This is a genomic window from Acidimicrobiia bacterium (assembly GCA_041676705.1).
In the GTDB taxonomy this organism is placed as follows: domain Bacteria; phylum Actinomycetota; class Acidimicrobiia; order Acidimicrobiales; family SKKL01; genus Actinomarinicola.
Window position 1 is genome coordinate 218,070 of the sequence record JBAYRL010000002.1, and the last position, 17,796, is coordinate 235,865.

15 protein-coding genes are annotated in these 17,796 nt (G+C 55.3%); 2 read left to right on the top strand and 13 right to left on the bottom strand.

Annotated elements, in window-relative coordinates:
- Nucleotides 1-46 precede the first annotated feature (46 nt).
- From glgB to WC184_04520, 9 genes are all read right to left on the bottom strand, one after another.
- A complete protein-coding gene (gene glgB / locus WC184_04480; protein ID MFA7477134.1) occupies nucleotides 47-1,948 on the bottom strand; it encodes a 1,4-alpha-glucan branching protein GlgB in 1,902 nt (633 codons plus the stop codon).
- A complete protein-coding gene (gene malQ, locus WC184_04485; protein MFA7477135.1) occupies nucleotides 1,941-4,103 on the bottom strand; it encodes a 4-alpha-glucanotransferase in 2,163 nt (720 codons plus the stop codon). The genes glgB and malQ overlap by 8 nt, the downstream gene beginning before the upstream one ends.
- Entirely contained in the window at nucleotides 4,093-6,090 is a 1,998-nt protein-coding gene (locus tag WC184_04490; protein ID MFA7477136.1) for an alpha-1,4-glucan--maltose-1-phosphate maltosyltransferase, read from the bottom strand. Before WC184_04490 ends, malQ begins: the two co-directional genes overlap by 11 nt.
- Nucleotides 6,091-6,130: 40 nt before the next feature.
- Nucleotides 6,131-7,015, bottom strand: a complete 885-nt coding sequence (locus WC184_04495; GenBank protein MFA7477137.1) for a cytochrome c oxidase assembly protein — start codon at nucleotides 7,013-7,015, stop codon at nucleotides 6,131-6,133.
- The gene (locus WC184_04500; protein MFA7477138.1) at nucleotides 7,012-7,401 is read right to left on the bottom strand and encodes a cytochrome c; all 390 of its coding nucleotides are present in this window, start codon (nucleotides 7,399-7,401) and stop codon (nucleotides 7,012-7,014) included. The genes WC184_04495 and WC184_04500 overlap by 4 nt, the downstream gene beginning before the upstream one ends.
- Nucleotides 7,388-7,885, bottom strand: a complete 498-nt coding sequence (locus WC184_04505; GenBank protein ID MFA7477139.1) for a copper chaperone PCu(A)C — start codon at nucleotides 7,883-7,885, stop codon at nucleotides 7,388-7,390. Before WC184_04505 ends, WC184_04500 begins: the two co-directional genes overlap by 14 nt.
- A 1-nt stretch (nucleotide 7,886) precedes the next feature.
- On the bottom strand, nucleotides 7,887-8,570 hold the full coding sequence (locus tag WC184_04510; protein MFA7477140.1) for an SCO family protein: 684 nt from the start codon (nucleotides 8,568-8,570) through the stop codon (nucleotides 7,887-7,889).
- Nucleotides 8,571-8,643: 73 nt separating this feature from the next.
- Entirely contained in the window at nucleotides 8,644-9,150 is a 507-nt protein-coding gene (locus tag WC184_04515) for an NUDIX domain-containing protein (GenBank protein MFA7477141.1), read from the bottom strand.
- A gap of 160 nt (nucleotides 9,151-9,310) precedes the next feature.
- Nucleotides 9,311-9,730 carry a LysM peptidoglycan-binding domain-containing protein gene (locus WC184_04520; GenBank protein ID MFA7477142.1) on the bottom strand — a complete coding sequence of 140 codons (420 nt, stop codon included), beginning with the start codon at nucleotides 9,728-9,730 and terminating at the stop codon, nucleotides 9,311-9,313.
- A gap of 51 nt (nucleotides 9,731-9,781) precedes the next feature.
- Here WC184_04520 and WC184_04525 point away from each other — a divergent pair, with 51 nt between their 5' ends.
- Nucleotides 9,782-10,744, top strand: coding sequence for an MBL fold metallo-hydrolase (locus tag WC184_04525; GenBank protein ID MFA7477143.1), 963 nt, complete (start codon nucleotides 9,782-9,784; stop codon nucleotides 10,742-10,744).
- On the opposite strand, the gene WC184_04530 is transcribed toward WC184_04525, so the two are convergent.
- Together WC184_04530 and WC184_04535 are read right to left on the bottom strand one after the other, a co-directional pair.
- Complete coding sequence (locus WC184_04530) at nucleotides 10,739-11,548, bottom strand: universal stress protein (protein MFA7477144.1); 810 nt, start codon at nucleotides 11,546-11,548, stop codon at nucleotides 10,739-10,741. The two genes, WC184_04525 and WC184_04530, sit on opposite strands and share 6 nt — an antisense overlap.
- 34 nt (nucleotides 11,549-11,582) lie before the next feature.
- A complete protein-coding gene (locus WC184_04535; protein MFA7477145.1) occupies nucleotides 11,583-13,037 on the bottom strand; it encodes an AMP-binding protein in 1,455 nt (484 codons plus the stop codon).
- An 80-nt stretch (nucleotides 13,038-13,117) separates the two neighbouring features.
- On the opposite strand from WC184_04535, the gene WC184_04540 reads away from it, so the two are divergent.
- Nucleotides 13,118-13,558, top strand: coding sequence for a DUF983 domain-containing protein (locus tag WC184_04540; GenBank protein MFA7477146.1), 441 nt, complete (start codon nucleotides 13,118-13,120; stop codon nucleotides 13,556-13,558).
- 95 nt (nucleotides 13,559-13,653) lie between these two features.
- Here the strand turns inward: WC184_04540 and WC184_04545 are convergent, their stop codons facing one another.
- Together WC184_04545 and WC184_04550 are read right to left on the bottom strand one after the other, a co-directional pair.
- Nucleotides 13,654-14,217, bottom strand: coding sequence for a nitroreductase (locus WC184_04545; protein MFA7477147.1), 564 nt, complete (start codon nucleotides 14,215-14,217; stop codon nucleotides 13,654-13,656).
- A gap of 13 nt (nucleotides 14,218-14,230) precedes the next feature.
- Nucleotides 14,231-17,788 (bottom strand): adenylate/guanylate cyclase domain-containing protein, encoded by a 3,558-nt coding sequence (locus tag WC184_04550; protein ID MFA7477148.1) that lies wholly within the window; start codon nucleotides 17,786-17,788, stop codon nucleotides 14,231-14,233.
- Nucleotides 17,789-17,796: the final 8 nt, after the last annotated feature.

Consider the following 17,796-nt stretch of genomic DNA (forward strand, 5'->3'; position numbering starts at 1 on the left):
GAAGCGCTGGCATTAATACCGATTCTGAACCGGTCGCTCGAAACAGTTACACGGCCTTCATCGGAAGCTTCGAACCGGGCGATAGCAACACGGCGGCTAAAGGGGGCAAGGTAAGCACCACCGATTGGTAATAATCGTGACTGGGGATAGGAACCGAGTCGACACCACCCATATTGCCCACGCCGCTACCCCCATAAAGCTCGGAGTCGGTGTTGAGCAATTCAGCCCAATAGCCAGCCTTGGGTACCCCTAAACGGTAGTTCGAGCGAATAACAGGGGTCAGATTAAAGACCGCTAACACTGGCTCTCCGTCACGACCCAAACGCAGGAAGGCCAACACATCAAAGTTAGTATCGTTGGCTTCGACCCACCGAAAGCCGTCGCCTACGCAGTCTTTAGAGTGCAAGGCGTCTTGTTCAAAATAGGTTTGGTTCAAATCGCTGATAAGCCGGGCTAAACCATCATGTTTGGCATCATCTAACAAGCCCCAATTAACGGTACTTTCGTGGTTCCATTCACTGGTCTCACCAATCTCTCCGCCCATAAACAGCAGCTTTTTGCCGGGCTGAGACCACTGGTAGGCATACAGCATGCGCAGGTTGGCAAACTTTTGCCATCGATCACCCGGCATTTTGTTTAATAGCGAGCCTTTGCCGTGCACCACCTCGTCGTGAGAAAGCGGCAGCGTGTAATTCTCACTATCAAAGTACACACCTCGGAAGGTGAGCTCGTGGTAGTGGTATTGGCGATGGATTGGTTCCCGTTCAAAATGTTTGAGCGTGTCATGCATCCAGCCCATGTCCCACTTGTAACCAAAACCCAACCCGCCGGTATAGGTAGGCCGCGAAACCATGGGCCAAGCCGTAGATTCTTCGGCGAAGGTGGCTACATCGGGAAATTCCCCGTAAATGGCGGTGTTTAACTCACGCAAGAACGCAATCGCGTCGAGGTTTTCTCGACCCCCAAACTCGTTCGGAATCCATTCTCCTTCTGAACGCGAGTAATCGAGGTAAAGCATTGACGCCACAGCGTCAACTCGAATGCCATCGACGTGATAGCGATCTAGCCAACACATGGCACTGGATATCAGAAACGATCGGACTTCATGCCGGCCATAGTTGAAAATCAGGCTGTCCCAATCGGGGTGATGACCCAAACGGGGATCGGAATGTTCATAAAGATGGCTTCCGTCGAAACGACCTAAACCATGGGCGTCATCAGGAAAATGTGAAGGCACCCAGTCGATGATCACTCCAAAGCCACGTTGATGCAGATAATCGACCAAGGCCATAAAATCTTGGGGCGTGCCGTAGCGGCTGGTAGGAGCGAAGTAACCCGTGGTTTGATATCCCCACGAGCCGTAGAACGGATGCTCGGTTACCGGCAACAGTTCTACGTGGGTGAAGCGAAAACGGTCCAGATGATCAGCTAACGGTTTAGCCAGCTCACGATAGGTGGGGAAACGTCGATCTTTGGGTTGAAACCGTCCCCAGGAACCCAAATGCATTTCGTAAATCGAAACTGGAGCTTCAAGCGAAATGGTGTCGGCCCGTTTTGTTAACCAATCGGCATCGTTCCATTGGTAGTCAAGATCCCAAACTATTGAGGCTGTGCGGGGAGCTTCTTCAGCATAAACGGCCAGAGGATCAGCTTTTTCCAACACCTGGCCGTTCGACGCGACAATTGAAAACTTATAGGCGTCACCGTGTTGAACTGCTGGCACAAATCCTTGCCAAATTCCCGAGGAGCCGAGCGGCGAAAGAGCGTTGCGATTGCCATGCCAGCCGTTGAAGTCTCCAATTACAGAAACCGATTGAGCGCTCGGTGCCCATACCCCGAACCAAGTCCCGGCCACTCCGTTTTGGGTTGCCAGATGTGCGCCCAGGTGGCGGTGCAAAAAGCGCTGCGTACCTTCGTTAAACAGATAGGTGTCGTCTTCGCTAATCACTGGGTCCCTCCGGGGTCACCTCATTGCGGCTTGCGTCTAGCCTAGCTAGCGCCCTTCTAGTCGATGCCTTCGCCAGCTCCTTGCCCAGGTCACGGCTGAATTTGCGTCGCCAATTAGGGACTTCACGGTGGGTTCCGGGCACGTTTTGAGGCAGGTCTTCATGCCAAAGGTCTTCCGCGTTGACCAACACCACCTCAGCCTGACTAGCACCCAGCCATTCCAAACCTGCTTCAAAGGTTTCGACCAGGTTCGTAGAGACGTCTTCAGCAATCACCCAGTCCGCTTCGCGGTGCTGGGCTTCGCTTGGCTTTGCACCCAAGGCAGCGGAAAGGGCCGCCTTTTCTTTGGCGCGAAGCAAATGCTGCTTCGAAGCCTCGGCCTCACTGGTGAAACCCAGGTGCACCATCGTTTCAATGTCACGTCCGTGCCACCAGCCAGCAAACGTTGGCATGTCGTGGGTGTTAAAGCTTGCAACGGAATCTATGGGGGGCGAGCGTAGGTAACCGTGTTGGTGGGCGAAGGCAGGCTCAAACTGAAGTTCATACATGCCCAGCATTCCCCAGCGGCGCATTAGCTCGTTGATTTCATCGCTAACGGTCCCCAGGTTTTCGCCTACCACCACGGCTTCGGCACGCCAAGCTTCAATGGCCACGATGGCCATGAGTTCATGCGATGGGTAACGCACATAAACACCCGTTTTCGCATCGTAACCAGGCGGGATCCACCACAGGCGTTCTAAAGACATCAGATGGTCGATTCTTAATAAACCGGCGTAGCGGAAATGGTGGCGAAGCGCGCCAATGAAGTCAACATAACGATTTTGTCGTGATCGGATGGGATGTGCCGGAGGGAAGCCCCAGTTTTGGCCACCGCTGAAAAGGGCGTCCGGTGGAGCCCCGGTGGCAACCTCGGCATAGGCCTGCGGGTTGCTCCAAACGTCATAGCCGTTGGGATTGGCACCCAAAGGCAGGTCTAACGCCAGTATTTGACCTCGACCACGCAGCGATGCCGCCAAGTCACGAAGCTGGGTATCAGCTGCTAATTGAAAGTACTCATAACGACGCACCAGGGCTTCATCAACCCGAAGGTGCTGAGCGCGGTGCCGTACGGCGTCAATTCCGTGTTGTTCGACGGCCGCTCGAAACCAGGCATAATCCTCAAGCTCAGGATTTTGCTTCCGAAAAGCTTGTAAACGTTGCTCAATAGCACTGTCACGGCCCAGGGTTTCAGCTATCAACGAATCCACCGTCGCATGCACCAGTGCCGCTGCTTCACGGTATTGCACCAAAGGGTTGGCCGCTAGGTTTTCGACTTGGCGACGAACCCGGGCGCTAGCGAGCAAGCGAGCTGTCTGTGGAGCTTCCGCTAAACCTGGAAGCTGGGCTGGATCTAGATAAAGTTCGCTCCACCAACGGCGACTCAGCGGAGAATATGGGCTGGGCTCGTAAGGTTCTGAAAGATAGGTGGCCAAGAGCGGCAGAGTCGAAACCACGGTGGCCCCAAAGGTCTGGAACTGTTCGCCCAGCCGGTCGAGATCACTCAGGTTAGCTACTCCCAAGTGTGAAGTACCCGGCGCACCAGTTGGCGCCAGTGCGTAAAGCGGTGCGAAAACTCCCCATTGCCGAGAAGTCGCGAAACTCGGCAGCCGCGGTGGTGGGGCCAGAACAAGGGGGTTAAATTGCCTGCCACCAACCTCAATATGCGCTTCATGGTACCCGACCGCAAGGTTGGTGATGTTGGTCACCACAAAACGAGTTGTGGCCGTGTGACCCGCCAAGTGAATGCCCTCGTACGGTGGCACCTGATCGAGTGAAATCTGGTCACGATGGGTGGTGCCATCTTCGCAATGCACCTCAACGAAAATTTTTGTGCCCACCGCTAACTCTCGGTCTAGGCGGAGTACAAAACCCAGCTTCTCGTGGGCGTTTACCACCAGAATTGGCTCAATAACCTGGCTAAATAGAAGTTGATCATGAGCGTTGATGGCCGTCTCAATTTCTTGTTCGCTCTGCGCTAAGCCCGAGAAGGTGCCAAGCGGAGCGCCTAGTTCAATTAGAACTTTCCATAGAGCCTCGGGCTGGGCGTGGTGCCACTTGCCAAAAATGTCGTGATAGCCGTTTTGCACACCCCAGCGTTGGGCCAGTTCATTTAGCATTGACACCAGTTTCAGAACCTGCACTCAACTGCCTAAAGATCAAAATATGAGCAGGTGAAACATGAGGACGTAGTTCCACATAGTTGTCGGCACCCGACCAGTGGTAGGTCTCGGCACCCAGCAAATCAACCACCTCAAAAGGTTGGTTGGCATCAACGTTTAGCTGATCGAAATCGAGCGATATTACGCCAGCTTGGGTGTGGAACGAGTCAGTATTGACCACCATTAACACCACGTCACCACTGTTGTCATCTCGTTTGGAATACGCCAATAACGCTTCGTTTGAGCTCTGGTGAAAATGCAGGTTCCGTAGCTGTTGTAGCGCAGGGTGATCACGACGGATCTGGTTGACCCGTTTAATAACCCCTCTTAGGTTGTAGGGGGCGTCGTAATCCCAAACTCGTTGCTGATATTTTTCAGAATTTAGGTATTCTTCGCTGCCCAGCGCCGCTGCTTGGGTTTCTACCAGTTCAAAAGCTGGTCCATAGATGCCATAGTTGGCGCTGAGTGTGGCTGCCAAAACTAGCCGTTGAATGAAGGCGGGCCGACCGCCAGTTTGTAGCTGCTCGGTAAGAATGTCAGGTGTGTTGGGCCAAGCATTGGGCCTAAAGAAATCTACGACCGGTGAAGAACTCAACTCGGTGAAATAGTCGCGAAGCTCCCAGGCGCTATATCGCCAGGCAAAGTAGGTGTACGACTGGCTAAAACCAAGCTTGGCCAGGTGATACATAACCTTCGGTCGGGTGAAGGCTTCAGCCAGGAAGATGACCTCTGGTGTTTCAGAGCGAATAGTGGTGATTAGCCATTCCCAGAAACGAAAAGGTTTGGTGTGGGGGTTATCCACTCGAAAGATGGTGATGCCAGCCGCTACCCAAAACCGAACAACGTCAGCCAATGCGCCCCACAGTTCGGGCCAAGCAGCGGTTTCAAAATCAAGCGGGTAAATATCCTGATATTTTTTGGGTGGATTCTCGGCGTATTGAATCGTGCCGTCTGGTCGATGTTTAAACCACTCCGGGTGTTGGCTCACCCAGGGATGATCAGGCGAGCATTGAAACGCCAAATCGAGGGCCACTTCAAGATTCAAACTGGCGGCAGTGCGCACGAAAGCACCGAAGTCGTCCATGGTGCCCAACTCGGGATGGATTGCGGTGTGACCACCTTGGTCCGAACCAATGCCCCACGGGCTACCAGGATCGTCCGGTTCTGATTTGGTGGTGTTGTTCGGCCCTTTTCGAAAGGTAGTTCCGATGGGATGGATGGGCGGCAAATAGACCACGTCGAACCCCATATCGGCCACATACTCGAGATGTTTGGTGGCGTCAGCCAAGGTTCCGGGGCGTTGCAGTGTCGGCGAGGTGGAGCGTGGAAAAAATTCGTACCATGCACCGTGGGCAGCTCGAGCACGCTCAACCTCAACGTGGATGACTTCACCAAAACGACCAATCGGTTCCCTGCTGGCCCAGCGACGCATTAACTGCTCGAGCTCGGGTTTCGCAAGCACGCTTAGATCACCCGATTTCAGCCTCTTAGCTAGACGGCTCATCGCGGCACGATCATTGGCAAGAGCATGATTGGTGGCCATACCGACCAATTCGGCACCCACGGCGAGATCAGTCTTGGTAAGTTCACCAACCTCGTGTTTCTTATGGGCACCATCGAGCCACGAGGCAAAGCGATCTACCCAACCAACCACACTTATTGACCACCGTCCCACTTGGTTGAGTGGCACACGACCCACGAAACGATCATTTACCAAGGCCGACATTGAGATTTCACTGGTGGTGGTGCCACCAGGTGCCCGTACCCAAAGCGCTGCACGGACCTCGTCATGACCATCAGCAAAGACGTCAGCTTCAATCTCTAAGGTCTCACCCACAACACGCTTGAGCGCGAACCTTCCACCGTCAACAATTGGTGACACGCTTTCGACCACCACCCGAACAGGGTCTTTGGGGGCCATGGTCTGTGCTTGCGAGCTCGGCATGCCCCAACACTACTTCTCGCGTTGGGGCCAAGACCTAGAGCTAAGAGTTGTGGGCGACTGGTTTTTCGGCGGCCGCGGCGGCCGCTTTGGCCCGTGCCGCCTTGCGTCTGGCCTGCGATTCCTTGGTTTCGATATGGCCTTCAGATTGACCCCAACGGAACATCAGAACCGCCATCGTGCTCCACACAATCGGCATGCCGCCAAGCTTCATAATCACTCCAGCTAGCTGTTGATCATGCCGGGCGGTTAGGGCGAAGGTGCGCGGTGCTAACTCGTAGGTGGAATAAAGCGGAAAGTCGGAGAAGGTGAGGAAACCACCGGGGATCATCGGTATCACTTGGCCCGCAAGGAAGATGTACACCATCTTCGGGAAATAGCCCTTGGCCCGCAGTTCCTCTAGCGGCGAAATCATGGGCGTCCATAGGATTAAACCGCCCACCACCCATGCAGCGTCTAAAGCAAAAGAGCCAAATTGGTTAGATCGAAAAGCGTCCACCGTCATTGGCGCATGGGTTAACAGCAAAATGGTGTTAAACAACACCCCCGCCACTAGGGGCTTGGCCAACACCTTGGCCACCCGATAAAGGCGCAGTCGTTCCAGCACCCGGCGAGCCATCCATTCCGGGGTACCAAGCATCATTAGGGGAACGGCGATCATTCCATAAAGCACGAACTGGAACATGTGCACACTGGCGAGATAGCCCGCACCAAGGGTACCGATAGGCCAATCGGTTGCAAGCCAATACACGGCTACACCAAGGCCATAAAGGGTGGCGTGATGGCGGGCTCGTGGGTTTGGCCCCGATCGGCGCAGCATGGCCACCGCATAGGGGATTGCCAGGAGAAGCACTGAAATCCAGATACCGGGGTAGGCCCGCGGGCTCCACGTCCACGGTTCAGTAATGGTGACACACCACCAAGTCATGGCTTACCTCCTGTTACATATTGAAGATAGACGCTTATGTCGTCGAGTTCTTCATCCGAGAGCGGGAACAAAGGCATCCGAGGCATGAACCCTTGAACAATTTCAGCCCCCGGGTCAGCCACTGAACGGCGCAGGTATTCTCGATCTACAAGCACGCTTCGACCATTTTCAAGGGCCCGTTCGGTTCCCCAAATGTTGCCCCAACCTGGGCCGAGGCCATCAGTTTCATCTTTGGCATGACAGCCTGCGCAGCCAAATTCTCGGACTAGTGCCTCGCCTCGATCGGCGGCTTTGGCCTCGGCTGATTTTCCTGTGGTGCTGCAAGCACTTACAAGCAGCACGGTACCAGCTACGGCCGTCAAAAACGCAACGCTAATGCGCCACATCAGCGTAGGTAACCACCGTGGCTTCGACCGTTAGCGCCGGACTGTTCTTAAAGAGAAGCTCAACCTCAACCGTGTCGCCTTCGGTTAGCTCGTCAGCTTCTAAGAGCATGATGTGGTACCCACCAGGTTCGAAATCGACGGTTTCGCCTGGATCAACCTTCACCTCGTCTTGCTCTTGCATCTTCATCATGCCGGAAGAGTCTTGCGAGCTTTGGTGGATTTCTACTTCTTTCGCAACGTCGGTTCGGGCTTCTATCAAGGAGTCTGTTTTTGACCCGGTGTTGGTCAACTCGAAATACAACGCCGTATTCGCACCGGCCGCCACTGGCACCACAGCATTGGTCACGCTGAAAGTTGTTTCACCCGACTCGTCGCTACTGCCACAAGCCGAAACCGCGGCCATGAGAAGCACCAACGCTGCTAGTACGGCCACCGATTTGCCCAGCATTTCCAAGTTGGCGTTGCCGATGTTTAGTTTTTGCATGTTAGGCCTCGGGGGTGTCATCAAGATCGCGGAGCTTCAGCAGAATTGGCAGGTCGTGGGCGAACTGGCTTTGCCGGGTTCCAAATGGGTATTGGGTGTAGTTCAAACCGTTTGGAGCATAAGCAATGACCTGTGCGGCGTGGCCTACGGTGTAGTCGTCGGGGTCGTTGGGGTTGGGTTCATCAAGCACCGCGGGCATAACACCAGCCATAATTTGGGCTTGCTCAATTTCCTCGGGCGTTCCTGTTAAACCAATGAAAGAACGGTCGAACTTGTCGAGGTAGCTACGCAATACTTCCGGCGTATCACGATCTGGATCAACTGTTACGAACACTACCCGCACGTTTTTGGTTGAATCGGGCTGTGCCAATATCTCAGAAAGCTGGGCCATATGTACCGGGCAGATATCGGGACAGAACGTGTAGCCGAAATAAAGGAAGGTAACGGTACCTTCAGTTTCCGCCACCAAATCGAAGGGGTCACCGTTGGTATCGGTAAGCACAATTTCTGGTTTAGGTGACGGTTCAGGCATTTCACGGCCTGCAAATACTGAACCTTCGGTGATGTGAGGTACCGAGTCATCGCCAGCAGCATTGTTGGTGCTCTGGTTGTTCGAGCTGCAAGCTGCGCTAAGCATGGCCACGCCTAGGAGCAGCGCTGCGATGAGTTTACTTTTACGACCCAAAGCGGGCCTCCCTGCAATGCGGTGCGGACAAGAAGCAGTGACCATCATGCCTCAGTACACGTGCAATGCCACCTCAGGGAGTGGGCACAACCGTTATATCCAGAGGCGGATCCGGCAGTTTTCCTTCCACAATATCTGGTAAAAACTCCCTCAAGTTTACCGGCAGTGTTGGAACATCACTGGCCAATAACTCATCCAAACTCCACCATCGTGAGCCGGTGAAAGCTAAGGCTTCCAGTGCTTCTAAGTGAGCTGGCACGATTTTTTCTTCATAGCCGCACCAGGCAACGTGGATCCGTTCTTTTTGGTCGAAGGTATAACCACCGAATTGGAATCGAGCGTGTTGGGTCCAAATACAGGGCCCCATCTCAGCTTCGGTGATACCAGTTTCTTCGTATAGCTCTCGCGCTGCCGCAACATCGCTACTTTCACCAGGGTCCTGGCCTCCTCCGGGGATTTCCCACCATGGCGGCTTGGCCCGGTTGCCGGGGTCAAATGCACTGAGTAGCAAAATCTTGCGGTCGGGATTGAGCACCACAACCCGGGCCGCTCGCCTGCCACGCCAACCATCGTCTTCCACTACTGCCTCCTGGGCTTTTTACGCTGCGGACATTCTGGCTAACCGCAGGCCGTCGTCTTCCACCACTATCGTCCCGCTCGTTGAAGCTCCGGGGGAGTTCCCCTGAATTTCCGAGGCTGAGACAGCCTGTCAGAACGAGCCTTACACACGGTAAAGATGCTCAACGATCACGACCAGCATGGTCAATCCCATTTATGACCCACGGCGGTGTGACCGCCGCGAAGGGGTCGGGGATCACCAAGGTTTCACCCACGGTGATGGCGTCGGCATTGGGTAGGTTGTTGGCCTTAACCAGGGCATCCACCGACACCCCGAATTTGGCGCTAATCCCGCTTAGGCTGTCGCCAGATTCAACGGTGTAACGCGCTGGTCGCAAGGTGGTGGTCGTAGTTTCAACCGTTTCTACCGTGTTTTCACCTGGGTATTCCTCAATCTCATCAGGATCACCGAGGGTGGTTGAAGTTGGAGTGATCGATACGAGCTCGAATTCGCCGCAAGCACTGGGAACCGCCAACAACATGAACATCAACAAAAAGGTGCTTATGCGTTGCCTCCGTTTTGGTCCCAAGAAAACTGTCATCGGTTCTAGGCTAGAGCTCCGAGAATGCACATGAGCGTCTACCCTGGAGAAATGGGGATTTCGTTTAATCGTGAGCTCGATTTTGAATACGGCCGAGTTGATCAGGTTTCACCACTGATCCGAAGAGTCATAGCCAATAATCCAGGTGGCTTCACCTTTATGGGAACCGGCACGTACATAGTTGGCCATGGCAACGTTGCGGTAATCGATCCGGGACCAAACGATGCCGAACATTTAGCAGCGCTGCGCCAAGCCCTAGAAGGCGAAACGGTTACTCATATTCTGATCACTCACACCCATAGTGATCATTCTCCGGCTGCCGCACCCTTAAAGGAAGAAACCGGCGCGCCTACCTATGGTTTCGGACCGCACCCCAGTGGTGATATCCCAATTTACTCGGCGAGTGAGCGGGCGGCATTAGCCGAGGCGGCTGCCGAAGCTGAAAAAACCGGTAAGACACCGCCACCCAAAGAAGGCTCTGACCGCGATTTTGTGCCTGATGTTGTGGTTCACGATGGTGACATCATTGTGGGTCAAGGCTGGAGCTTGGAAGCCCTTCACACCCCCGGCCATATATCAAACCATCTGTGTTTCGCCCTGGAAAAAGAAAAAACGTTGTTCAGTGGCGACCATGTTATGGGCTGGTCAACCTCAGTTATTAGCGCTCCCGACGGCAATCTAACCGACTACATGGCTAATCTGCGTCGCCTCCTCGAGCGCGATGACGAAGTGTATTGGCCCACCCACGGAGCTGCCATAACCGACCCTCATCCATATGTTCGTTCGCTGATCGAGCATCGAGAAGAACGTACCCGCCAAATTTTGGCTCGTTTAGAAGCTGGTGACACCACCATCGATCAGATCGTGGCCGTCCTCTATGCCGATGTCGATAAGAAACTTCATCCTGCCGCTGGCCGATCAGTTTTGGCGCATCTCATTGCTTTGGCCAACCAGGGGCGTGTTAAAGCACCAGTTCAAAACGAATGGCTAGACGGCCAGTGGCATTTGCTATGAGTTGTGCGAGCTTCTAACCGCGAGCACAAAACCCGAATGGTTGTGCACCGTTCGTGTGGCAATGCTGCCCATAGCAACCCTGGCTAAACCCGAACGTCCATGCGTTGCTAAAGCAATAACTCTCATGTTCGCTTCAGTGGCAAAGTCGACCAACGCGGTTGCCGGGTCTTCCCCTCGGAGCACTTCCCACTGGACATCAACATCTTCGGGTGCCAAATGGCTGGCCAGACGCTCAAGGTAGGCGCCTTCGTCAATATCTTCACCATGTTGCGCCAAAGCCGTGGCATCACCTCGAGTTACCACCGACACTAGCCACAACGGCGACTGGCTGGTACGTGCCCAGCTTAGAGCAGCGGGCAAGATGGCTTCGGCTCTTTTGCTGCCATCAAGGCCAACCAAAACCGGCCCGGCAACTCCGCCGAGCAAATAGGTTTTTGGCCCGACTAAAAGAAACGGGGCATCAACTTCACGAAGGGCTTCTTCGGCCACCGAACCAAATAACACTCGGCCTAATCCGCTACGACCGTGGGTGGTCATACACACCAACGACCGAGGGTTCTGCACTAGCTCCGCCAGCGCTGCTACCGGCCCTCGCATGGTGTCTACCACCAGTTTCGGGTCCTCGAAACGAGACTGTAGGGCGCGATCGGCTAGTTCTTGTTCCGCGTGCGCCGCCAAGTCGGGATGTGCGGCTTGCATTAAGACCAACCTGGCCTGGTGTAATCGAGCCACCTGCACGGCGGGCAGTAAAGAACGATCGGCCCAGTCAGAGCCGTCAATTGGAACGATTACCTCGTCAAACATGGTGCCACCTCACACTCGCAGACGTGCTCGAAGCCTAGCGCGAGCGTTCCGACCGCAACGATGAGCGCCTAACTTTGCCAGCGTCATCTCGCACTGGTTCATGTACCCATTCGAAAGATCGGGGAATCTTGTAGGACACCAAACGTTCACCGAGGAAGTTTCTTAGCTCAGCCTCATCAATCGCTTCAATGGCCGGGTCAATTTGCACCACGGCATGCACCAAATGGCCCAAATCATCATCGGGTAAACCGATCACCGCACAAGAACGCACCTCGGGGTGTTCATCAAGAGCCGCTTCAACCTCAGCCGGATAGATGTTGGAACCGCCTGAGATAATCATGTCAGCCATACGATCAGCCAGATACAGGTATCCATCAGCATCGATCGAACCCATGTCGCCTAAGGATTCCCAATCACCACTTGTACGAGGCTCAGCCCCGATGTAACGGTAGGTACGGGGAACATCAGGTGGAGTGTGCATCCACAGCTCGCCCACTTCGCCAGCGGGGAGTTCGTTTCCTTCAGCATCGCAAATCTTCATGGAGCCGTCTTTAACCTGCCCCACCGAACCGGGGTGCGCCAACCATTCTTCCCCGCTGATTATGGTTACGCCCTGGGCTTCAGTACCGGCGTATAGCTCCCAAACTCGTTCCGGTCCCAGCCAGTTGATCCATTCGTGTTTCAACCACATGGGACAAGGAGCACCGAGGTGCAAAATACCTTTTAAAGTTGAAAGGTCTCGGCCAAATTTTTCTTCCTCGTCGAGTCGCCAAATACGGTGCATCATGGTTGGCACTAACAGCATCCAAGTTACGCCGTGCTGCTCAACCAGCTCTAAGGTTTTACTGGCGTCGAATCGGGTCATCACCACCAAATGGTTTCCAGTGAAAAGCCCACCCATCGAAAAAATAAACGGCGCGTTGTGATATAGCGGCCCTGGTACTAGTTGCACGCCATTGAGTTCTTGGCCAAAACCGCGGGGCGCTTCGGGGTCTACCAAACCGGGCTGTCCGGCCACAATGATTTTGGGTCGGCCAGTACTGCCACCCGAAGTTGGTGCCTTCAAGGCCGAAGCTACTTTGGAAGGCAACGGCGAATCATCGAGGCCAGGGTCGGCTTCATAACCCGGCGGAATACATAAGCGCGTGCCATGAGTTTCGGGTTCCACTCCCACCACTATTGGCGGGTCGACCAGCTCAACTATCGCTTCGCGTTCTCTAAAAGGAAGCCGAGCCGACACTGGTTGCGGGGTCGCTCCAAGCTTCCAAATCGCGATACATGCCTCATAAAATTCAATCCCATTCGGCAATCCCACCGTCACCAAGTCGTCGTGTTCGACCCCCATCGCCTGATAAGCGCGAGCCAACCGATTGGTGCGTTGGTCGAGTTCCGCTCGGCTGACAGTGCGTTCCTCGTGGGTGATCGAAGCACGGTCGGGGTCTTGTTCGGCCCAAAAACGGAATACGTCGCCGATTGGCATTTGCGCCATTTGATTGGATCCCCCTGCCTAAAAAGTCCAGATGTGGCATTCACAAATTTATCTGACACTATTGAAACATGTCGGATGACATGGTCTGGGACCACGATATACCTAAGCGACCTGCGCTTACGCTAGCTACCACCTTTAAGCGCGCTGCGGTTCTTCGGTGTCCACTATGTGGCGGGCGAAAGATTTTCCGCCGGTGGACAGTCATGGCCGAGAACTGTCCGACTTGCGGACTACGTTTTGAGCGAATCGAAGGACATTGGATCGGGTCTCTTGGGGTCAATACCGTGCTCAGCTGTTTCAGCATCATCGCGGTCTTGGTGGTGGCCTTCATAGTGACCTTCGACAACCCGTCAATCCCGCTGCTGCTCGCTCTAACGGTAGTCACGGCCATCGTGGCGCCATACCTATATTTTCCCTATGCCAAGACATTTTGGTTGGCTTTCGACCTGTTAATGCGGCCTTTAACACCAGATGACGAAGTCGACGTTCGATACCTACCGGAACCCCGCAAACCCTGGTAGCCGAGGTTTCTCAAGCTAAACAACCCATATAGCCAACTGGCTCGCTTCGGCCGGGCCCATGTTTCAGCCGTGCTTTTGGCGAAGCACCACCGGCTTTATTCCACAAATGTTACCGTTGGCTCGGGTCGCTGCGGTGCCAAGACGCCATCGGTAGGCCAACCCAAATAAATCAGCGCAATCATGTGGTCGGTGGGCTCAAAACCGCAGAGCTCACGCACAGCATCACTTCGCAGTGGTGCACCCGAGGCCCAAAACGAAGCCAACCCGGCCGCGGTAGCACCCAACAAAAAGTTTTGAATACCAGCCGCCACCGCCAGGTGATCTTCATACAGAACCTCGGGTTCGTCTTGATGAGCGGCTGCGACCATCACAATGGTGGATGCTCGGCAGTACTTGGTTAAGGCCTTAGCAAGCTTGCCTTCACGTTTTTCGCCTTCGCTAAGCAGCTGTTCACGAGTTAAAGCTCCAAGCTTTACGCGCGCATCACCGGTCAAAACAGAAAAGCGCCACGGCCAAGTACGTTTGTGGTTGGGTGCCCACGTTGCTAGCTCGCAAAGCTGCATAATCAGCTCGGGTGGCACAGGCTTATCAACATCAATTAGCAAGCTGGTACGTCGACGCCGCGCCAGCTCATCAAAATCAGACAAAGCGGTGTTCATGGTTGGCTTCAACCTATCGGGCGGCCACCACAATCGTGCGATACACCAAACGCCAACCATCGCCGTCAATACCCAGATCGGCCAGGCGTCGAGCGGCGTCAGCAGCGCTTAACGGGTCGGAAGTGCCGGCTGCCAAATGCGCTTCAGAGCGGGCCAAAGACACCAGGGCGCTGGCTACTTGATCATCGGTGGCGGCGGCCAGCGAGGCCGCCGAATCGAAGTGAGCGACGCCTTCTTCTGTGGTCCCGATTCCAAGCCACATGCTGGCTAAGGCCAAATGCGCCCAAATTCGATCGAGATAGGTGCTTTGCTCAGCGGCGAAAACCCGGTCGGCCGATTCAATTGCTTGGGCGTGGTCACCCACCATGGCATAAAGCAGCGCTAAGGCACTGAGCGCGTAACCGCTGGGGAATTCTTCGAGCCCCGAACTCACCGACTCGCGCAACCGTGCAAGTGCTACACCGGTGTCGCCCAATTGGGCTTTGGCCAGGCTAAAAGCCACCAAACGGTCACCTTCGCCCACCACGGAAGGGTCGAGGCCATCCATGGTAATTAGGGCCAAATTTTGTAGGGCGCGTTTCGGATCACCGATGTATACCGCCGCGGCCGCGGCCGCCGTTGGGACCGATTCCACCGCACCGCCATGACAAAAGCGACGTTGTTCAATCGCTAGATCAATGGTTTTGAAACCTTCGCTGATGCGTCCCGCTGCGATTAGAGCCCGACCCAGCACACTGGCCGCTTGTAATTCACGCTCCAGGTCGCCAATACGCTTAAAGGTTTCAACAGCGTCATTAGCACGATCGATCGAAGCCACGGAACGCCCGGTCCATAAACGCAATGAAGCCGTTAGCAATAGCATCATGGCTTCGGCCCAACGATCGCCACGTCCTCGGGCCTCAACCAGCATGCCTTCGCCTAAAGCTTCGGCTTCTTCCCATCGACCTTGGTGGAAGCGGACCCAGCCCTGTAACCCAGTGGCCCAACCGTAACCACCGCTGTCACCAATTTCAGCGAACTTTTCTAGTGACTCTTGGAGCTGGCGATCAGCTTCGCTGGGGCGTCCACTTTGAAAGGCGACCCAGGCCAGGTTCTGTAACGCCCAGGCTTCACCACGTTTATCGGCGATAGCACCAAAAACGTCGAGGGCAGCCGACATTGAGCTTCGGGCATCTTCCAGATTTCCGCTTAACAGTTCCACCATGCCACGCAGCCGGAGCGCTTCGGCCATGCCCGTCTTGTCATCTAAACGGCGGAATTCGTTTTCTGCCTCCACGAACGAGGCCAGTGCTTCTTCAACTCGACCTTCACGATCTTCGATCGAGCCGCGAACTAGCAAAGCTTTGGCCACCCCTGAGTCATCATCAAGGACGGTGCTAATGCTCATCGCCTCATCGACATCAGCACGGGCTTCTTCCAACCAGCGCAGATCGGATCGGGCCCGACCCCGGCCCAGCAACAAGGTGGCACGCTGAGCGGTTGGCAGCGGCGGTGCTAACGCCACTGCCCGGTCATATAAACGTTCGGCCACTACTGGCACGGCGTTAGCTTCGGCGCGCCGAGCAGCTTCTATCAACCATTCCAGTGCTTCGCCCACGATGCTGGCCGGAATTCCAGCCACCCCGCCAAGCTCTTTGGCTAGCTGGGCCGCGGCTGCGAAGTGGTGAGCTAAAGCGTCAACAATGGCGTCGGAAACCCCGGTACCCCAGGTGTAATTGCGTTTGAGGAACTCACCGATGCCCCAATGCCGCAGTGCACGAGCGGCCTTGGTCATCATGGTGTAGGTAACGTCGCGCACCAGCTCAGTACGAAATGTGTACTCGGTACCTTCTTCGTTTAACACCAAAATGTCTTTTTCGGCCAAACCGCTCACGGCGGTTTCGACCTCGGTGCGTCCACGTCGGCCATGACCAGCCCGGTCGGCTGCTGCCATAAGCACCAACGCTTCCACCGTGCCTTGACGGCCGTAGACCGCGGCGTCTTCCAGGGCACGGCGCTCAGGTTGGGTCAAACCGTCGAGGCGGGCCGCTACCAAACCCCGCAACGAATCAGGGAGCCGGTCGCCGTCGATTAACGAAGCCGGGTTCACGTGGCCAGGGCTATCGGAGACCAGGCCCATCAGCTCTTCTAAGAACAACGGGTTTCCAGCGCTACGTTCTAGCAGCACATCTTGAACTTCGGGGGCCATCCGATCGTCGGATAAGGCCTCGAGCAGTGTCCGGCTGGCACCACGGCCTAGGGGGTCGACGTTTACTACTAGTGAGTTATGTCGCCCATCGGCCGGTGCCCAGGATTCCCGGAAATGTGGTCTTTGTGTCGTTAGAAGGATGAAAGGCTTATCAACCAGACGTTCTAGCAACACGGCCAGCAGTTCTAAGACCGAACTTCCCGCCCAGTGGAGGTCGGCAATCACCATCATCACCGGTTTGAGTTCGAGGTAGGCCTCAAGAAAACGAACCAGTGAGCGAGCCACTTCTTCTCGGGCTCGACGCGGATCAATGCCCCGCAACGGACCGTCGAAGCCCATAAGGTGAACGATGCCGTTGGTGAGCCGCTCGACCTCACTTTCGGGCTTGGAATCGGGAGGAAACCCAAGGGTATCGACCAGAGTCTCTCGCAACCGTTGGCGCACCGTCGTTGGAGCGTCATTCATGGTGGCACCCACCGCGGTGCGAATAGCTTCGGCAATAGGCCACCACACATTGGCTTCGCCGTATGCCACCGCCCGACCTCGCCACACCAACGCTTCATGTCGCTGATGAGCAAAATCGCCAACCTCAAGCGCCAAGCGAGATTTGCCCACACCAGCATCACCGATAAGGGTCACCAGCAGGGCCTTGCGTCTCTCTACGACGGCATCAATGGCCTGTCCGATGAGGTCCATTTCACGGGCACGGCCAATGAGTGGGGTGCGGAATGCTTGTCGTCGATATCCAGGAGGAACTTCGGGGGCCAAAGCTCGCCACGCCGCCACCAAGTCGTCGCGGCCTTTAACCGTCAACGCCCCGACAGAATCGTATTTTATGGAATCCGCGGTGGCGCTATAGGTGGAGTTACCAACCCAAACTTCGCCTGGTACGGCGGCGTTTTGCAGCCGTGAAGCCGTGTTTACCACGTCGCCCATGGCGGTATAGTCGCCGCCAGCACGCAACGCCCCTGTCAACACTTCCCCGGTGTTGATTCCAATGCGCATTTGCACTGTCATCCCCAGGCGTTCCGACATTTTGGCGATCGTTTCTTGCATTCGTAGGGCCGCCCGAACAGCGCGTTCGGCATCATCTTCATGAGCCACCGGCGCTCCGAACAATGCCAAAATCGCGTCACCCAAAATCTTGTCGACCCGGCCACCAAACGAACGAATGTCGTCTACCAAAGCCTCAAAGAGACGATCAATTAGGGCTTTGACCTGCTCGGGGTCGCGGTTTTCGGCCATGCCCGTGTAGCCAACCAAGTCGGCAAATAAAACAGTGACCACGCGCCGTTCATCAATTTGAGCCACCAACTGATGCCCACACGAAGGACAAAATCTGGCACCTTCGGGTGTTACGGCACCACATACTGGACAAGTCACCCTCACAG

What these genes read in the sequence shown, in the direction of transcription:
- malQ (MFA7477135.1), bottom strand. Translation starts at nt 4,103, where the DNA reads ATGCTAAATGAACTGGCCCAACGCTGGGGTGTGCAAAACGGCTATCAC.
- WC184_04490 (MFA7477136.1), bottom strand. Translation starts at nt 6,090, where the DNA reads ATGCCGAGCTCGCAAGCACAGACCATGGCCCCCAAAGACCCTGTTCGG.
- WC184_04495 (MFA7477137.1), bottom strand. Translation starts at nt 7,015, where the DNA reads ATGACTTGGTGGTGTGTCACCATTACTGAACCGTGGACGTGGAGCCCG.
- WC184_04500 (MFA7477138.1), bottom strand. Translation starts at nt 7,401, where the DNA reads ATGTGGCGCATTAGCGTTGCGTTTTTGACGGCCGTAGCTGGTACCGTG.
- WC184_04505 (MFA7477139.1), bottom strand. Translation starts at nt 7,885, where the DNA reads ATGCAAAAACTAAACATCGGCAACGCCAACTTGGAAATGCTGGGCAAA.
- WC184_04520 (MFA7477142.1), bottom strand. Translation starts at nt 9,730, where the DNA reads ATGACAGTTTTCTTGGGACCAAAACGGAGGCAACGCATAAGCACCTTT.
- WC184_04525 (MFA7477143.1), top strand. Translation starts at nt 9,782, where the DNA reads ATGGGGATTTCGTTTAATCGTGAGCTCGATTTTGAATACGGCCGAGTT.
- WC184_04530 (MFA7477144.1), bottom strand. Translation starts at nt 11,548, where the DNA reads ATGTTTGACGAGGTAATCGTTCCAATTGACGGCTCTGACTGGGCCGAT.
- WC184_04535 (MFA7477145.1), bottom strand. Translation starts at nt 13,037, where the DNA reads ATGGCGCAAATGCCAATCGGCGACGTATTCCGTTTTTGGGCCGAACAA.
- WC184_04540 (MFA7477146.1), top strand. Translation starts at nt 13,118, where the DNA reads ATGGTCTGGGACCACGATATACCTAAGCGACCTGCGCTTACGCTAGCT.
- WC184_04545 (MFA7477147.1), bottom strand. Translation starts at nt 14,217, where the DNA reads ATGAACACCGCTTTGTCTGATTTTGATGAGCTGGCGCGGCGTCGACGT.